Origin of the sequence: Shewanella psychropiezotolerans (assembly GCF_007197555.1) — a bacterium.
GTDB classification, from domain to species: Bacteria; Pseudomonadota; Gammaproteobacteria; order Enterobacterales; family Shewanellaceae; genus Shewanella; species Shewanella psychropiezotolerans.
On the sequence record NZ_CP041614.1, the window covers coordinates 2,603,414 to 2,621,631 of the forward strand.

14 protein-coding genes are annotated in these 18,218 nt (G+C 42.5%); 11 read left to right on the plus strand and 3 right to left on the minus strand.

The features are described from left to right. Positions 1-70 precede the first annotated feature (70 nt). From FM037_RS11565 to FM037_RS11610, 10 genes are all read left to right on the plus strand, one after another. On the plus strand, positions 71-487 hold the full coding sequence (locus tag FM037_RS11565) for a hypothetical protein (protein WP_144046125.1): 417 nt from the start codon (positions 71-73) through the stop codon (positions 485-487). Between the two features lie 726 nt (positions 488-1,213). Next, positions 1,214-3,115, plus strand: coding sequence for a hybrid sensor histidine kinase/response regulator (locus tag FM037_RS11570; protein WP_144046126.1), 1,902 nt, complete (start codon positions 1,214-1,216; stop codon positions 3,113-3,115). Positions 3,116-3,180: 65 nt separating this feature from the next. Next, the gene (locus tag FM037_RS11575; RefSeq protein ID WP_221937498.1) at positions 3,181-5,766 is read left to right on the plus strand and encodes a hypothetical protein; all 2,586 of its coding nucleotides are present in this window, start codon (positions 3,181-3,183) and stop codon (positions 5,764-5,766) included. A 54-nt stretch (positions 5,767-5,820) separates the two neighbouring features. Continuing rightward, positions 5,821-6,582 carry an ADP-ribosyltransferase gene (locus tag FM037_RS11580; protein WP_144046127.1) on the plus strand — a complete coding sequence of 254 codons (762 nt, stop codon included), beginning with the start codon at positions 5,821-5,823 and terminating at the stop codon, positions 6,580-6,582. 74 nt (positions 6,583-6,656) lie between these two features. Beyond that, the gene (locus FM037_RS11585) at positions 6,657-7,424 is read left to right on the plus strand and encodes an ADP-ribosyltransferase (protein ID WP_144046128.1); all 768 of its coding nucleotides are present in this window, start codon (positions 6,657-6,659) and stop codon (positions 7,422-7,424) included. A 123-nt stretch (positions 7,425-7,547) separates the two neighbouring features. Beyond that, positions 7,548-9,089: an NAD(P)/FAD-dependent oxidoreductase gene (locus tag FM037_RS11590; RefSeq protein WP_144046129.1), complete on the plus strand. Its 1,542-nt coding sequence runs from the start codon at positions 7,548-7,550 to the stop codon at positions 9,087-9,089. A 191-nt stretch (positions 9,090-9,280) separates the two neighbouring features. Continuing rightward, complete coding sequence (locus tag FM037_RS11595) at positions 9,281-9,892, plus strand: hypothetical protein (protein ID WP_221937499.1); 612 nt, start codon at positions 9,281-9,283, stop codon at positions 9,890-9,892. A 531-nt stretch (positions 9,893-10,423) separates the two neighbouring features. After that, a complete protein-coding gene (locus tag FM037_RS11600) occupies positions 10,424-11,545 on the plus strand; it encodes a hypothetical protein (RefSeq protein WP_144046131.1) in 1,122 nt (373 codons plus the stop codon). Beyond that, the gene (locus FM037_RS11605; protein WP_144046132.1) at positions 11,545-13,143 is read left to right on the plus strand and encodes a hypothetical protein; all 1,599 of its coding nucleotides are present in this window, start codon (positions 11,545-11,547) and stop codon (positions 13,141-13,143) included. Before FM037_RS11600 ends, FM037_RS11605 begins: the two co-directional genes overlap by 1 nt. Before the next feature lie 88 nt (positions 13,144-13,231). Continuing rightward, positions 13,232-13,675: a type III secretion system chaperone gene (locus FM037_RS11610; protein ID WP_144046133.1), complete on the plus strand. Its 444-nt coding sequence runs from the start codon at positions 13,232-13,234 to the stop codon at positions 13,673-13,675. Positions 13,676-13,817: 142 nt separating this feature from the next. Here the strand turns inward: FM037_RS11610 and FM037_RS11615 are convergent, their stop codons facing one another. Beyond that, on the minus strand, positions 13,818-14,633 hold the full coding sequence (locus FM037_RS11615) for a phytochelatin synthase family protein (protein WP_144046134.1): 816 nt from the start codon (positions 14,631-14,633) through the stop codon (positions 13,818-13,820). A gap of 137 nt (positions 14,634-14,770) precedes the next feature. Here FM037_RS11615 and FM037_RS11620 point away from each other — a divergent pair, with 137 nt between their 5' ends. Beyond that, complete coding sequence (locus FM037_RS11620) at positions 14,771-16,867, plus strand: TonB-dependent siderophore receptor (RefSeq protein ID WP_144046135.1); 2,097 nt, start codon at positions 14,771-14,773, stop codon at positions 16,865-16,867. A gap of 83 nt (positions 16,868-16,950) precedes the next feature. Here the strand turns inward: FM037_RS11620 and FM037_RS11625 are convergent, their stop codons facing one another. Continuing rightward, positions 16,951-17,523: a VOC family protein gene (locus FM037_RS11625; protein ID WP_144046136.1), complete on the minus strand. Its 573-nt coding sequence runs from the start codon at positions 17,521-17,523 to the stop codon at positions 16,951-16,953. Positions 17,524-17,553: 30 nt separating this feature from the next. After that, complete coding sequence (locus FM037_RS11630) at positions 17,554-18,093, minus strand: L,D-transpeptidase family protein (protein ID WP_407695639.1); 540 nt, start codon at positions 18,091-18,093, stop codon at positions 17,554-17,556. Positions 18,094-18,218 lie beyond the last annotated feature (125 nt).

Here is an 18,218-nt window from a genome sequence, read left to right on the forward strand (position 1 = left end):
TTGTGAATAAACCCTACATGGTATAAGTTCTCATTCTCATTTGAGGTATTTAAATTTAAATGGAGTAATAATGAATAAAATTAACGTAATTGGCTTAGTGGCTCTTTTGGCAACAGCGACAGTATCTGCAAACAATGTAATTGTATTTCCTGGTACTAGTGATGCATCAGTAACAGAAGCCTCTATCACTTTCCCACAAGAAAAAACACCAGTTCCACTTGTTGGTGGCTATCAAATTGAGCAAGGTGTTTTGACATCAAGGACGTACAACTGTGGTATTAACATCAGTGATCTTGAGATTGAAGCTAAATTACATTGGAACGGGGCAACACCTCAACTTGTTATTGTCGGTGCGTATCCAGCCACTATGTGCCGTGCCGGTTTTACTGGTCCGTTTTCAGTTGACCTGACAGAGTTTATTCACAATACACCGACATACATTTTAGACCAGCTCGAAGTCGCAAACGTCGTAAACCTCGGTTTGTAAGACTATTTATTTGTTTTATTAATATGACCCATAAGCCAGAATAGCCTCTGGCTTATTTTTTGTAAATTATTTTGGTCAATGTATAAATCACAAGTTTGCATTATTTTAGTTTGTGTCAACTGATTGTTTTATTTGGTTTTATCCTTTATGGGGGCTAGGTGCCGCAATATATAAATTGTTAGTCTTCTCATAGCGTTATTTTTAATCTTGTGAGGATATGTATAACGTGTTGTTTTATGCAGAGATAGGCTTAGATTTAGCCACTGACCCATCACAAGATATTATAAATCCGCAAATATGGTCGGTATTAAAAATGTCCGCTAGTGGAATAAAACCGACGACTCATGTGATTAAGGTGTAGTGATTATTATAAATAATTAAAACCCATAAATTAAAACTCATAAACTAAACATTTGTAAGTTTATTTTTATTATTCATTGCTAGCTGTCCAGTTGGGCAGTTGTTTTGGTTGTGATGATTCTACATTATCTGCGCCCTAACTTTTTAAGGTGAACGTTTTGTTTTATTTTGAGTGATAAACATCGATTTAGTTAACACTCACCTATCTTATGGTAGCTAATGTATCGGGCGGTCACTTTTGTGTGGAGTGGTCTTCTCTTTAAGTGTTTACAAAATGTGCATTTATTTAACTGTTTTAAGTTAGTAGCGGTTATATTTTGTCTTTTATTATTTTAATGATTAAAAATTAAATTAAGGTTGTTAATTGTGAAATCCAGTACCTCGGCCTTGCTTTGTATTATCATTGGCTTGTTGACCATCTTACTGGTCAATTTGACCCTGCTACATCACTTTTATAAAACGTATGAAGATGATTATCAGCGAAAAGAAGATCTATTTTTTAATTCGACCCACGATATGTTGTTGCAACATAAAATCATGCTCAGCGCATTACGCTCCTTATTTAATGCCTCTGATATAGTTACAAAGGAAGAATTTAATATTTTCTCCGAGGAGCTGTTAAAGATAAAATCTGCGGTTGCATTTACTCTGGACGATAACTACCAAGTTAAATACATATCTGATCCGGTTTTTCTGTCCGAGATATTAGCTGGTAAGGTACAGCTTAATAAGGATGATAAGCTGGAATATCAGATGAAAAATTTTTCCAGCATCATCGTTAGCATTGAACAGCAACAAATGCCGTATCTGGTGTATGCCATTTCACATCAGGGGGTGCAAAAAAGGTTAGATGAATATAAGGGGGTCTGTGCCCGACTGACTTTAGATGGCACTGAGTTTAACAATGCATATTGCAATAAAGAAGCCGCTAATTGGGTGACCTCTTTTTTAAAGTATCAAGGTACCGATACTATCGACTTGCCTGAGTACAATAAACAATACAGCATCTCGGCCTGGTCTATTGCACCTGCTGTCCAGACTTACGAACTGTATCTGTTGGTGTTCTTTATCACAGCCATGGGAGGTAGCCTATCGGCACTCCTGTACCTTAAGATCCGTAATCATACACGTCTCATTCAGATGACCATAGAGACTAAGTCAAAGTTTGCCTTGCTGTCCAGCATAAACCATGAGATCCGCACGCCTATCAATGCAGTGCTAGGCTACAGCCAAATGCTAAAAGACAGTGATTACTGTGATGTATCCGGACGAAAAACACTGGATAAGATCATCTGGTCGGCAAATCTACTCAATAGTGTTGCAGAAAACACCCTGAATTTTTCAAAAGCCGAGGCAGGGCACCTGAGCTTAGACTATCGGGATGTCCATTTTATGGATGAACTCAATGCCATAGATGATTATTACAACGACTTTAGTCAAACTCACGAGAAGCGTCTGGTGATGCAGGTGCAAGCAGACATGCCAGAACATATTGGCCTGGACAGCACTAAGTTTTTTCAGTTAACGACCAATTTTATCAATAACGCCTTTAAATACAGTAATAGCAGTGAAGTCGTGTTCGATATCAGTTTAAAGTCCGTGTCCGGTCAGCACTTTGTGCGTGTGGCGATCAAAGATACCGGAAAAGGTATGTCTGTCGAGTCGAAGAAAGCCATCACCCATCCTTTCAATACCGATCCTAATGTTAAGCCGGCCATTCAATCGGGGATCGGGATAGGTCTCTATACTTGCAAGAAAGTGATAGAAGAGGTCGGCGGCAGCATACGTATACGCAGTAAGGAAAATAAAGGCACATTAGTCCTGTTTCGTTTCCCATATCGCCAGGCTTCTGAGATGGCTTACAGTAAAAAAAAGATTGAATTGCATGCTAACCCAAGTGGGCCTTGGACCGATATCTCATTATTGTTGGTTGATGATGATGAATTTAATTTACAAATATGCGGCAGCGTACTGAAGGCCTGCGGTTTTGTGGTCAGAGCACTTCAAGATGAAGACCAGGCTTTCAAAGCCTTTAAAGCATCTCAGCCTCAGGTTGTCGTTATGGATTACCGGTTAGCTAAAGCTGATGGGATCAGCTTAATAGGAGAGATGCAGCAAGTTCAGACCGGTGAGGTTCACTATTTTATTTTATCGGCTAATGATAAAAGTGAGATCCCCAACGCCGATGCTTATCCCGATATTACCTTCTTACAAAAACCTCTTAATCTAGCCGTTTTTATGCAGCAGTTGGATCTTAGAGTGGCGTGACTAAAAACTCGGCCGCTCTAATCCTCTATTAGTGTTCTATATACAGATTATACAAGGAAATGATAATGAAAATGAGCTATTTTGCATGTGCTTGTGCGTTGATAACAAGCAGTGCGCATGCTTATGAAATCTGCCAATTGAGTGATGAACTGTCGGTACTCGACAAAGAATCTTTCAATACCGTTCAACGAGATAATTATCAGACCTTCAGTGAAGACATCACTGCTGATACCTTATTCACGACCGCCCCTGAACATTTGCCTGAACTAAAGCCTTCGTTACCCGATACTGAGGGGATATTTGCGCGCACCTCGTTATTATTGGAAACTGGGCCAGCCTCGACCTTGGCTATCGAAAGTGGTGAAGCGGCACGTTTGATGAGAACTTTGGGTCGTACAACCAGCGGATTAGCCAAAGGGGCACTCGAAGCTTTGGGGCCGATTGGTGATGCTGCTGTCGTGGGGTTATGGGCACGCGATGTCGCTAATACCTTCCAAGATGAATCACGCACCAGTTACGATCGCTTTACGTCGGTTATGGGGTTAATCGATTGGTTCGGCGTATTGAAGTTGCCAGAACGTGAAATTGACCGCCATATTTTGAGCAAGCGTTGGGCTGCTATAGCCGCAGGTGATCATTATAGTTTTTCTGTACACAATGATTTAGTGACTCAGCAAGACGTACGCAATAAAGTACATTGGGCGGCGCTGGCAGCCAATCAAGATGCGATGTTAACGCAGGTGGTTAACGGTTATGCCACAGATCTTGCCCTCAAATACCAATTGCATTATCAAGAAGCGGTGAAAGCACAGACTGAGATGGCGGAAACTTTGCTTAATGCGATCGATCTGGAAGTGCGCAAAACTCTGAGTACGCATTTTGCGTTTGATTGGGAAGATACCCGTCTGTTTGCCAGTGACTTTTCAAGTGCATGCCAAACTCAAGTGACCGCGCTTGAAGCACTCTATCCTGCGTACCAAGAAAACAACAATGCCCCACAACGCCTACCTTCAACTAAGGAGGCAAACCGGGCCCTCTCGAGCTTGCAACAGTGTCAGTTTGCGTTACAGCAATCGGCTTTCGCCGTGCTGGATGAGCTAAGTAAAGGTCAGCGTGATGGATTATCGCAACCAGCCGTGCACTATCTGTATCGCAGAGCCTTAGAAGCAAAAAAACAGATTGTCGACACCACCGACAATCACTTGAGTCTGATCCAACAAAAGTTACGTCAGGAGATGCGTAAAGCGGGACATGACACTATTGATGCCTTATTCGCATCAGGTAGCATCCAACAAAGCACGCAATTTTTCAAAGAGCAAGCCAGCCGCTATGCGGTGGATGAAATGGCACGCAGCGTGCTTTATCGCCCTGCCACGGGTCGCGAGCTCAGCACTAAAACTTTAGTTTTGCAGCCTGGTTACTCAAAATGTACTTACTTTGGCGTTTCACGGCGTAATCCTCAAATTCCAATGTGCTTGGAGGAAACGTGGATCCCCGCGGAAACCCGCACGTTTGATCAGACTAAAGATGATGTGGTAAACGCGATTCGCCTACCCAGCAAGCAGACATACATCAGCCACTTTGATGATGCCATGCAGCAATTAGTAACCCATGGCTGGGATGCCAATAACGAAGATGAATGGTTAGAAACACAACTGAAAGACTACGCCAGACAACAAACCACCAAGCAACAATCCCGTGATAATAAGCTCTTAGTACAGCGCTGGCTATTTGCTTCGCTCGGCAATGAATGTAGTGGTAATAATGCTTGTGCAGGGTGGAGCCAAGACTACTTGGCTAAAGAAAATTTGTCACACAATTCATCATTGGCCGATATTGCTAAATGGCTGGCGGCGTACCCAAGTCCAAATAGTTATGTGCATAAGAATCGCCTAGCCAAGCTCAAGGTCGAGTTGCCTCGCGCATTAGAGAGTGAGTGGCAAGCCGCTCTTAGTCACAGCTATCACAGCTATGCTTACCCAAACAGTTTCAATATTGAGCAATATGCTCCCTTGATTGATAGTGCATTAAAAGGTGCAGGACTGAATTTTTCAGCACTGGTTAATCCCGCGCAATCAGACAAGGTGATGCCAGTGTTTAAGCGCATTGTGAAGACCAAGATTATGGATGCGATGGTTCAATCTGAGACTAGAGGCAACGAGTGGCTCAATGCACAAATTGGGGACTTCCAACGTTATGCTGCCATTGTCCATGCTCAGCATACGACAACAGGTCATTACGCCCCAGCTCAAGCCGATCATAACACTCTGTTTTCTCAACCTCTGCCAGCATATCTGCTGCGCTATAGCATTTCCGAGGTGCCTGGTATCTCCAATTTACCCGCAGGTTATGACGGTACGCTGAGAGCATCAATCGATGCTATGTATACGCCAAGCTCATCACTGGGCCAGCGTATTACTGAGGTCAGCGCTGCGCAAGACGCAGTAGCCGCTCAGATTGGGCGGGCATGTGACATTGATTACACCGACCTGAAACAAAGCTTACTGAACTTATCAGGCAACGACACCTTGATGTGGTTATATCCAATGTCAGATTGGGTCGACAGCTTAACGCGTGAACAGTTGCGTTTGCAGGCGGTGATTAACTGGGGGCTCAACAACAAGCCAATAACCATCTTCGTTGCCAGTTGAGTCCCAATAATTCGCGCTATTTCTAATGTGTCTAAGACAATGTAGGGCAAAATTATGAAGTACATCATTACACTTATCGTCAGTTTGACGTTCAGCCTTTATTCCCAAATTTTACTCGCATTGCCATTGGATGCTCTGAAGCAACCAATGCGTACACAACAAGAGTTAGCGCAGCTGTCAGAACAGTTCAAAGACTGGTCTGTAGCAGCAACGAGCTGGCGTCATAAGCTGCTGACCGCAACTGAAAAAAGTGCACTTGAGGATTTTTCAGTGTCGGGCTACATCACGGCGAATGACTATTTACGTGCCAGTGATGGTGCAGAATGGGGCGCAGCTGCGCGTGATGCACAAAAATACATTCGTCTGGTGCGCAGAGGGCTCGTGAAATTACCACGCTATAAAGGCACTGTTTTTCGCGGCAGTTGGATGAAAAAATCATTAGCGCAGAAACTTAACGTGGGTGATGTACTACTTGATCCGGCATTTATGTCAACCAGCACCCTACCTGAAATAGCAATACGCTTCTCTGTTGCACCACCTACTTCAGCCTTGCCAATGGAAAAAGCCTTTTTTGAGATCAATGCACAACATGGCAGTTATACCTTGGGCGGGGTATCAGAATACAGTCCGGAAGCAGAAGTATTGCTTGCACCTAAGCGTTTCTTTCGTGTCACAGCGCTTGAAAAAACGGCAAAGGGCAACTTCATTGCAATGGATACCTTGGCTGGAGCGCCTTCAAACACCAGTCGAGTTTTTAATTTGTTCTCAGGAGAAGAAGTATCGTCATCACGATGGCAGCGCTTATTTTGTCGTTAGCCATTTCATTTAATACATACAGAGATGCTCTCGTCACTTAACCACGAGAGAGTCACATTGACAACGGAGTTATCATGTTAAAAACATTGATATCAGTATTACTGATTGTCTTTACTACGTTTACGTGGGCAGAAGACTTTACTGAGTTCACCGGACGCGCACTGAGTCCACAGCAAGAAGAAAACATAGCCGATGCATTGATGGATTGGAGTGTTGCTCACCATGTGAAAGCTGAGCAAAGAATGTTGCCGGAAGAGTATAACGCCATCAAACGCTATGGGCGTGTTGATCATGATGTGATCAATGAATTCCTACGTGCTGGCGAGCCGAAAGACTTTCTGGGCGGACTCTTTGGCGATGCCCCACAACGCAGTGTAAAAAACATTAAATCGGCTTTGAATAAACTGCCCAATTACAAGGGGACAGTTTATCGAGGCTCAACCATCAAAAATGTGCTGCTAGAGAAAATTAATGTGGGTGACATTCTGCATGAGAGAGCATTTCTCTCTACCTCAAGGATCCCGAGCTATGCTCGCACTTTTTCAGCCAGCGCTGCATACGAAGGTGCGTCGGCAGCACAGTTTAAAATCTCACTTAAATCGGCGGGGCGAGCGATCAATGCATATACCTTTAAAGCTTATGAAGCCGAGATCTTAGCTAAACCTAATACGTATTACCGTATTGAGGCGATAAATCGCCACTCTCGTAATCAAAATTTTATCAAACTCAGAGAGATCAAAAAACCAAGTCGTTACTTACGAGCGGATCCGGATGTTCGCGTGTATGACAGTTTTAGTGGTGAAGAAGTGATATCTCGTCGTAGCAGTCTGATGTGCCTTTAACTAGCATAACCTGCACATATTAAAGCCTAAGTTAGCGTTTATTCACAACATACCAGCATTCGTTTTATTAATATGCTTAGTAAGCCAGAGCAGTCTCTGGCTCATTTTTTAGAAGTAGTCATTATGATTAAAACTCAAAAAGAACACAGTCAAAAACAGCCTCATATCGCCGTGATTGGTGCAGGGATCTCTGGACTCACTATTGCGCATCAGTGCATCAAACAGGGCTATCGAGTCTCTGTTTATGAGAAGGAGTCTTCTGCTGGCGGAAAATGTATTGGTCATGTTATCGATGGTAAAGTACACGAACTGACTCACCGACAAATATTCTCTAAAAATAAGTGTCTGCTCTCTCTTTTAAAGGATATTCCAACCGAGACAGGTACATGTTTAGACCATATTCACCCGCAAAATAAAGTGCAATTTCATTGGGCGAAAACGGATAAAACGATGCAGTTTCAGCGTAGCTATTTTTCGACCATTGAAAAATGGATCGATAACGCCAAATCTGCCTATTCGATGCTCTATGCAAAAGTATCTTTGCATGATATCTACTGGTTCAAACGACAGGCTTTATCAGCTGAGATAAATGATTCATACATTCACATACCTGTTAGCGAATATTTTCAATATGGGAAACGACCGCAGCTTGCTAACTTTTTACGACCTATGCTAACAGCATGGATTGGTGCGACGGATGATACTCCTGCGATTTCAGTATTAGATTTATTAAGAAATAAAGAGGGAACATTTCACCCGGATCATCCCCATGGTTACAGCTTAGGTTTCACCGCTCCTATTTCACAAAGCGTGATTGAGCCATGGTATCAATATCTTAAAACCTTAGGTGTGAAATTTAATTTTAATCATGAAGTGGGGAATATTCTTGAAAATGAAGAGATACCTGCTAATGCCAATATTTGGCTCAATAATGGTGAAAAGCTACAAGCCGACTACTTTGTATTAGCGATACCAGCACATGTTATCCAACAAAAACTATCAAGTAAGTTTAGCGGGAATTTAGCCCTACACCAGGTGTTTAGCCATGGTTTTCAACTGCACTTCAATCAGTTACCTGAAGCACTTAAAGAAAAGACGGTCGGCATTGTTATTGACTCGCCTTGGGGGCTGAGTTACTGCATCACTTATCCTGAGTGTAAAGAGCAACAAAGCAGACTGGTTTGCTTGTCGATCACGGCAACCAATATGGATACTGCTCGTGGCAGTGTATACGACAAACCTCTATTTCTTTGTACCCAAGAGGAAACACTGATTGAACTATCAAGCCAACTCACAGGCAACACACAGCTTCTTGATGACCCACATTTCGTGTCATTCCATATTGGTCCTGGAGCAAAGCTTGTGTCTCTACTTGACGCAGAACATGCAGAGTATAACGATTGGTATAAAGGTAATACGTTTTTTGATGAAAATGGAAAAGGGTCTTGTTGGGTTATGCAACATTCTCTGGCGCATCCTACCTATCAGAACAAAATGGATTTTCATTCTGACGAGTTTTACAATTTGTTTTTCACTGGTGAATGTATTGTCGATGCCAAACAAACGTGGCGTGTACCAGCCACATTAGAACGTACCATTGAAACTGCAATTTTATGTCATGAGCGACTGAGTGCACGCATAGAAACCGTGAGTCACTCGCGATGACTCACATTTCTCGCACGCACCTGTTTTCCAGTGGATTATTTTTATTGCTGTGTTTGATCTATGCAACTGGATTCTATCAACTTGCACAGTCTTCGGTGGTCATAACAGTCTTAATTACCTTATTTTTGCCTGTCTTATTTTGGCCGCTTACCAGGACGGTAGAAAACCACCAAGAAATCAAACGTATCCTAATGTTAGAGTCCTGCTTCAACGTTATCTGTGTGCTTGCTCTGACTCAATCCATCTCTCAAGGAGCGACAGATATATTGTTTGTCGTCTTCTTTATCCTTCAAGCTGGCGGTTTTATTGCCGTTCAAATTAAAAAGAAAGCCTTTCACTCATTACCGAGTTCACTGTGCCTATCAGTCGCTATTGCTGTGTGGATATTCAATGGCAATCAAACCGAGCTTTTAGGTGATGGGAACTTGTTGATTTTTGGCTCACAAGTACCTTGGCAATTAAAAGGTATCTATCTTGCTTGGCTTGCTCAAGTTATTTTGAGTGAATATCGCCATATACTGCCTAAACTCACTATTTTGTTGGTGCATATGGCATCATTTATTGTTGCTGTCATGGCTGACGACTTCTTTCATGCCCGTATAGTAACAGCCAGTCACCTACTGTTTTTGAGCTTATGCTTTGACTTGAAGTTACGTAGCTGGGGAGGAGCAGACTTTGCTATTTCCCAAAGGGTTGGTGTCATGATGTCAAAAGCGAATATAGCCAGCTGGGTATCTATAATCTGTTTACTGGTATGTTTAAGCTTGGCCATTCATCTGTTATCTAATACGTTAATTACTTAGTGCTAAGTTTGACATTAATTGGCTTAGTTTTGCTTAAATTTAGGTTTAAAGGGCCAGTCGCTGGAAATTGAGTCAATGTCGGTGCAGTGATACTCGCTTATCATGGTCTGTCTCATCCTGTTTTGTATGGGATACTTGATAAGTGAGAGTCCGATGAAGTATTGCCAATCCTTTTTTCTGATCCACAAAACACCTAGTGTCATTTCTGTGTACTGAGACTTAATCTTATCAGCATCTAAAAATATAAGTATAGGACCTTATGTATCTGTCGTTAGTGCTGAGTAAGGCTAGGTAAACTCTTCGTTGTATTGTCAGTTTTATTATAAACAGGTATGTGAAACATAAAAATATAAAACTTTTATTGATAGATTATCCCTCCGCAAAAAAACAAATATAAAGGGGTTGTGATTAAATAATAACTTGCGTGTTATTCATTGTTGCTTATTTGTTTTCTTGCTCTGTATGCAATAAATGACATGATTTTAGTTATATATCATTAAAAAAGACGGATACCTGGAGGAAGAGACGCTAATGCCTATAAATATAACTAATAATCTGCACACCATAACTGGAACTGCTGGAACCAGTGTCACATCTCATGATGCATTGCCTGCTAGTACGCTAAAAATATCAGGGGTACTTCAAAAGCCACTTTCACTTGCTTCGATACAATCCACTAGTTCAACACTAGAACAAAGTGGGATGCAAGAACAGCATTTAACTGGGTTAACGTCTTCAACATTGGCTAGTGATTTACACGCAGATGGCAGGCTGATTACCGAAAAACTAGCTAATATTATTAATAAGTTACATGAGAATATCACTAGTTCAAACCTTGTAAACACTGCGACGAACAAGCCACTTTCATCAATATTAACTATCATGGGTAACCCCCCGCAGCCGACAGGGATTGTATCTATAGATGATACCGCAAAGTTATCCTATCAACTTGAAAAATTGGCAAAAACATTACCTAAAGGTGATATAAAAGAAATTTGTTCCTTACTCGGCCAAAATATGAAAAGTGGCTGGATAACACTAAAAAATCAAGAGTTAAACGCAGAAAAAAAACAACAATTAGCGCCTTTGGGGACCCCGGGAGCATCAGAAACCCTAAGCCTTTCAGTTGGCGTAAGCTCTGGGGTAAGTTTGTTGCCTGCCTTGGGGGGAACCGGGTCTGTTGGCCCTTATGCTGAGTTATCTGTCGGAGGCCAAAGAACAACAGGTTTATCGGCTGACGACGAGACGCTTTTTTTTAAAGATTCAACAACGGGCAGTCACGTCAGTGTTGCAGCGGGTGCAAAAGTAAAGCTCACCGACCAAATCGGTGCAAAATTGGGAGCCAATGCTCAATTTAGTCACACTAATACTCAATTTAAAGAATATGATAGTGTCGAACAATACGTCGATAGAAAAGGACATCAGCTTAATCGGGCTAATCGTCGTGAATATATTGATAGCTCTAAAAACCATAAGGTAGAAAATTTTGTTAAAAGTCATCTTCCTTTTAATTTAGGATCCGAATTAAAAAATATAAAATACGAGCGCCAACAAGCGGTAAATAGTCAGCATCGTTTAAATGACTTACTCGAAACGGTGTTAGATATAAAAACAAACGTGAACGCCACCCCCCTGAAAGAAGTAAGCCACTGATGGGACATTATAATACCTGGACGGGAGAAGTTAAATTAGAGGCTAATGCAGGGATGACTGTCAATATTGGGGAGGCGGGATTAAAACTCGCTGCTGGGGCGACGGTAAGCCATAAAAAATCAGTCACCAATATTTATGAGTTTGTGCCTAGTCAGTTTTATGATGTCATTAAAAATAATGCAGATAAATTGAAAGAATTACCCGCCAATCTGACTCAGCATGCAAAGGCGATCACCGCTTATTCTTCAAGTTCAAACGGTGCGACTAAAGGTTTGAAACTTTTATCACAAGATATTGATAGCTATTATAAAACAGTACAACAATATGATTATTTGAAATCAGAAAAAAATGCAGACTCAAGCGTCCTTAAGCAACACAGAATAGACAAACATACGATTGAAAACCGTTGGGGAGCCATTGGACGTCATCAGTTTTTGCAATTTGCTAACGCATCTCATGCTTATTTAGCGCATAAAGCAATGGCAGATGATCCTCAGTCAAAGGCATTAACCACTGAACAACAAACGAGTAAAATGGAGTTAATTGCTAATGTTGCAATGAAAACCCAGTCTCCATCAATAGAATATTCCAAGCAACGTTTAGATAAAATTGCGACATTTAAACAGCAAATTTATTTAAAAATCACAGACAGTAAAACAGGGATCAATGTGTCGGCTGGCCCCTTTTCTGCTCAGTTAGATGTATTGCAACGTGAACGTATTCACCCTAGTCGAATACGTGCAGGTAGCTATGTCGATCTCAATCTAACATGGACGGTATCTGGCTCCTTACAAGGCGTTATTGATAAAGCCAGCATTACTGCAAAAATTAATGAAGCTGCGGCAAAAGAGGGAGTGCAGTTGCCTCAAGAATTTGATTTTTCTCCTGATTTAAGTGGTGGTAAATCGGGAACTGTGCTGATTCGTTTCTTTAAACCTAACTACGCAAAAGGAGCTGAGTTTGAAGGAGATACAGGTTATCGACGTCAATTTATTCGTCATTTAAGTTCCGTTTCGGCAGGGGCTGGATTAGGCGCTGCAGCAATGGTGGTACCTGGGGTCAATGTCGGAGCTAATCTCGGTGTCAATTACAGTAAAACCACAGTATCCAGTGAAACGTTAGGCACTGAAGATCTCACTTATAGCATGGTACGTTACAATCGATTCTTCCGTAATTCAGGCAAAGACCCAGCCAATAAAGAATGGCAAGCTTTTGAAAGTAAAAATAAAGTCGAGTATCAAAAAATATTCCGCCATCTTGGAGACCCAGCACATAAGATCCATAAAGAAGCGCAGCATTTCTTGAGTGAGTTGGTCGATAAAGCCCCTGATGAATCTAATAAAATCAAGGCTCAGTCATTATTTGATGAATTTAATCAAGCCATGAGCAATTATGACGCGGATCCAACTAGTGAAGATAAACTCAATTCCGCAAAAGCGTATTTTAATGAGTTTCTTGAGAAACAAACACTCCCATGGTGGGAAGACCATATGAGTTCTTGGACCGACCTGCCTTTCGTGCAAACTGCCGATTCAGGACTAAATCTGGGCACTAAAATTAAAAAAGCTCTAAATCTCCATGAACGAGTGAAAGTATAAATCACCACTTATGGGAAATTGTGACTGAAAGCAGAGCGTAATATAAGCGATAAAAGTAAATCAATAAGCCTAAATAAGAAGTAAGTTAATGCATCATACTGAAACTAAGATAAAAGAACTCTTTTCTGAATTAAGTGATTCAGTAGGAAGTCATTTGGATATAAAAACTGGCATTTGTGCTCTCTATGATCATGATGGTCAAGAGGCCGCCATTATTGAAATACCTAAAAATAGTGAGATGATAATCCTTCATTGCGAGCTGCTCAGTATGAATGAGGGTCTTACTATCGAGGCGTATCAACATATAATGACGAAAAATTTCTCCATTAGTGATATGAAAGGCTGTTGGTTTGCTTTGGAGCATAATTCTCTAAAGTTATGCACTCAACGTGCGATCACGGACATGAATGGTGTACGTTTTTGTAACTTAGTGAATGGTTTTGTTCAGCAAGGAAAACAATGGCGAGAAAAATTACCTCAGCTATTAGATCCTGGATTAGACATTCCATTATCGCCCTGGTTAGCGGTGTAAAATTGAGTCTGAGCTTGCCTGTTGGCAAGCTCATTTTTTATGACTTAATAGGGCTATTATTCAAAACTCGATAATCAGTACGCGATTTTCAGCTTACCTTTACCTTATGATCTCAGTTACATAGCCTGCAGTGGTAAGGTTATTAAGCCTCCGACACCACTAGGAATCCTCTTGAATTACCATTATCTTTTATGCTCATAGCTTCAAAGATCTTATCTGAATCTACCCATACCCAGGTTTGGAAGGTGTTAGATACATCCATGATAAGGAATGAGTCTGAAGCTTTATGGTAGGCCACCACCGGTGAGAAATGACCGCTACCAGCTTGGTCCAATACTACACGTGAATAGTTGACGATGGCGTAGGTATCTTGACTCGCAAGTGCGTCGATAAGACTCGCCTTTTGCTCCGCATGTGTGACTGCGTTTTTCACAAAATAAGCGTGGGCTGTGAGACCATGGTTTTTAGCTAGGCCCGCTAAATCGGATAACCCCAGTCCATAATCGCTGGCTTGTTCTTTCTCTTTTTCTTTTCTGGGTTTACCCATGATTTCGAGTTTGGTTTTAGGGCTGAGGTCAACCACTGTATTTTGGGTATATCGCTCGAATAACGGGCTCCAGTTGTTTTGTGGGAAATAACCTCTGTCTTGCGGCGCTATGATGGACTCATCTGGGGTGATCACATGCTCATCTCTGCCGACACGCAGGGCATTTAAGATCACTGTCATAGAGGCAACGCCACAATAGACCTTATTTTGCTGGCCTTCGAAATGGGTCGCTAACGCAAAAAAATCATTCTTCACTGCAGATTTTTCGAGTCTATCTATTCCTTCATGGCTGTCCCAGTGTACCAGTGGGCTGGCGAAAGCCGGTGCATGAGTGAGTAAGTAAAAAATTGAAAAACATAGCAAGGTAATAAGACATCTACGTATGGTCGTATTTATGGCCTGTGGTTTCATAAAATGTAGTTTCATAAAGTGTTTATGGGAGCAGTCTATTTAAGCTGTTTTTACTAAGCATTTGTAAGACGTCTACAAAGGCTTAGTGATTTCCGCTTAGTTAGAATGATAAGCATTACTAGACAGACGGTTCCTTCATGTTCCCTAAAAATAAGTCATTTTGGGCTGTAATTGCAGCAGTCAGCCCTTTTTATCTCTACGCACATCAAGATCATCAGAATATTGAAGTTATTAGCGTCATGGGAACTAAACAGCCTATTGCTACGAACAGCTCGGCCATGAAGATGGACATCAGCCAACTGGAGACTCCAGGCTCAATCTCTGTGTATAGTAAGGAGTTAATTGAGGCGCAGCGTGCTACAAGCTTAGGGCAAGTTTTAAAAAATGATGCCAGTGTGTCCTCTGGGAATGTTCGTCGTAATCGTGAGCGCTTCTATATGCGAGGCTTTATATTAGAGCCAGATCAAAGTTATCTGCGAGATGGGCAGTTTCATCTGTCACGTTACGCTCAACCCATAGAGTTATATGAGCGTATCGAAGTTCTGAAAGGCCCTTCAGCCTTGCTCTATGGTAAGTCGACTCCCGGTGGCATGATCAATATGGTGACAAAAAAGGCCCAAGAAGAACTGCAATTTAGTTTTCAGCAGGAGTTTGGCTCGTTTGGATTCAATCAATCAATACTCGATGTGGGCGGGGCCTTGAATGCATCAGGAAGTATACGTTCGAGAGCAATTTTGTCTAAGTCTTCCCAAGATGGCTGGCGCAAATACAAAGATGGCAGCTATGCGGGCCAGGAACGCTTTGTCGGTGCTCTGATGTTGGAGGCCGACCTCAGCGAGGATACCACTCTCAGTCTTAATTACGACCGCACTCGAGATGAAGGCGCATTAGACATGGGACCCCAGCACCTTAAAAATGAGCAAACGGGTAAGTATGAACTCGCCGGGAAACGAGGTTATATCTGGGATATGCCCTGGTCCGCGCGAGAGTCGACCGTTGAGAACATGGGCTTTAGCTTAAATTCTCATCTTGACGATGATTGGTCGATACAGATGGGCTATAACCAGCAACGCCATGAAAGACAAAGCCTGGAGAGTCTCTATGGCAAGATACAGAAAATGGATTTGGCGGAAGGGACCTATGAACTGCGTGGGCGAGATACCTATGAGAAGTTTGATGTGTCGACGGCATTCTTCGATCTCAAAGGCGAATTTTATACCGGAAATATTCACCATAGGCTGTTGATGGGAACTAGCATGGTGGATTACGATCGCTCTGGTAAACAAAAGAAAATGAAGATAGCTGGTAGGATCAGTATGAACGATGAGCAGATCATTCGCAGGCCCGATGAATTGGATTATCGAAATGGCGATGCCCTGACCCGGGTGCAGCGGAAAACCTATGGGGTTTATGTACAAGATATGATTGAGTTTAGTGATCGCTGGCACCTGTTAGCGGGTGTGAGGTTTGACAGGGAGCAGACTCAGGAGGCTACACACAACAATCTCTTGCCGAAATTGGGTTTGATTTATCATCCCAGTGAGAATACATCCATATATACGACATACAGTGAAAGCTTCGAGCCTAAAGATCCTGTCTCTAATACAGACGATATCAATTACGGAAAAAAGCTGGATGCCGAGCGTGGTCAGTCTTTCGAAATTGGCGCTAAGGGTGAGTTTTTCGATGCTAGCCTGTTTCTTTCTGCTGCGCTATTTTCTATTGAGAAGAGTAACAAGGTGGTTACTGTCAAGAATGGGAAGGGGAAGCCGCCTATTACTACTCAAAATGGTAAGGCCCGTCACCAGGGAATAGAGTTTTCGGCCGAAGGCAAGCTGACGACACGACTGTCGGTACTCACCTCTATGATGTATCTCGATGCCAAGATTGTCGATGATCCTCTTTATGCAGGCAAGCGAGCCAAAGATACCCCCCAATTCAGTGCCAGTACTTGGTTTAACTTCGATGTGACCGAAAGCAGCCAACTGTCCATTGGGGCCGTTTATGTGGGCGAGCGTTATGGGGATACACCTAATGACTTCTTGAAACAAGCCTATGTGAAAGTCGATATGGGCTATAGCCATACCTTTAGTCTTGCCAATGAGCATGAAGCGATTTTGCGAGTGAATGTCGATAATCTGTTTGATGCCGATTATCTCAGGGGTGGCTGTAACAACAGCGCCATGTTTGGCGACGGTCGTGCTATCAAGGCGTCAGTGCACTACAGGTTCTAGCCGTTAGTGATACATTAAAGTGAGTGAAATAAAGAGGTGGGCCAATGGCTCACCTCTTTATTTTTAAAACGACCTGCCAGACTCTATTGACGCTCAGACTCGATAACTGCCTTGATACCGTGGGGATGAATCTTGATACAGATATCATCTTTCTTGAAGGCGATGGTAGGATTTGCCAAGCGTTCATGTTCTCCCTGAGGTGAGCTCATCTTGACCTTGATAGCTGATTGTCCGGATAACACAGGTGCAAGTTGCGGCGCCATGTCTAATAGCTGCTGTTTAAGTTCATCACACGTTGTGGCGGTGCAAGCTAATACCAGTTCGATATGTTCCCAGCCTTCGATTGGGTATTGCTTGTTGCCCGGATAAGGAAGCTCCACGCAATCAATCTTCATCTGTCCCATGATGAGTGGCGTATTAAGCTCAAAAATCAAGATAGGCCGACCATTGATGATGTTGTTGGAAATGACTTTTCCCTGGCGTTGGAAATAAACACTCAGCGCCTCGGCGGCCTCAACTGTATTGACTCTTAATGCTGTGTGGTCGCAGGCTAACTTGAGTTGCTTGAGTCCAAGCTCCTGTAGGAAAGTGGTTATTCTGTCGCAGAAAATTGGCCAGGTATCGATTAAGACCTGCTCAGATATAGCGTTTGTCATGCTTAGTGATGATCCCAATAGCAATATAGGTTAAGGCAAGATCTCGATGGGCGTGCCTTCGTCTATGGCGCGCCACAATTCATCCATTTGCGGATTAGTGATGGCGATACAACCATCGGTCCAATTGTACTGTTGCGCTTCTTCGGTGCTGAGAGAAGACCCTGGATTCTGGCCGTGGATCATTATCTGGCCGCCGGGCTGAATACCTAAGGCACTGGCACGTAATTGATCTTCTTCGTTAGGGTAGGAGATATGTATGGCTCGGTAGTAAGCACTATCCAACTTTTTATAGTCTAAGGTATAACGCCCTTCAGGTGTTCTTTGGTCTCCCTCTTGGAGCTTATGGCCTCGGGGCCTGTCTCCCAGAGCTACGTGGTAGCGCCGTAACACTTTTCCGTCCCGCATCAAGGCCATGGTCGAGGTCGACTTTGTCACTACGACGAGATCGATCTTACCTATGTTCACAACCGTCGAGCTCGATAATGAGTTTTGCATCGAAGATACTGCCGAGGCCGGCAAAGAGATACCTGCAAAAAGTGTCAGTATCGCTACAGAAAAAAATAGGTGCATCGGAAAATAATAGCTCATCAATTATTTGAGTTTCGTGGACTTATAATACCTTAATCTGGCAATAAGCACAGGACTTGAGGTATCTGTTTGGTATTGTGAAAAAGAAGTGGCAAAATACTCAGCTT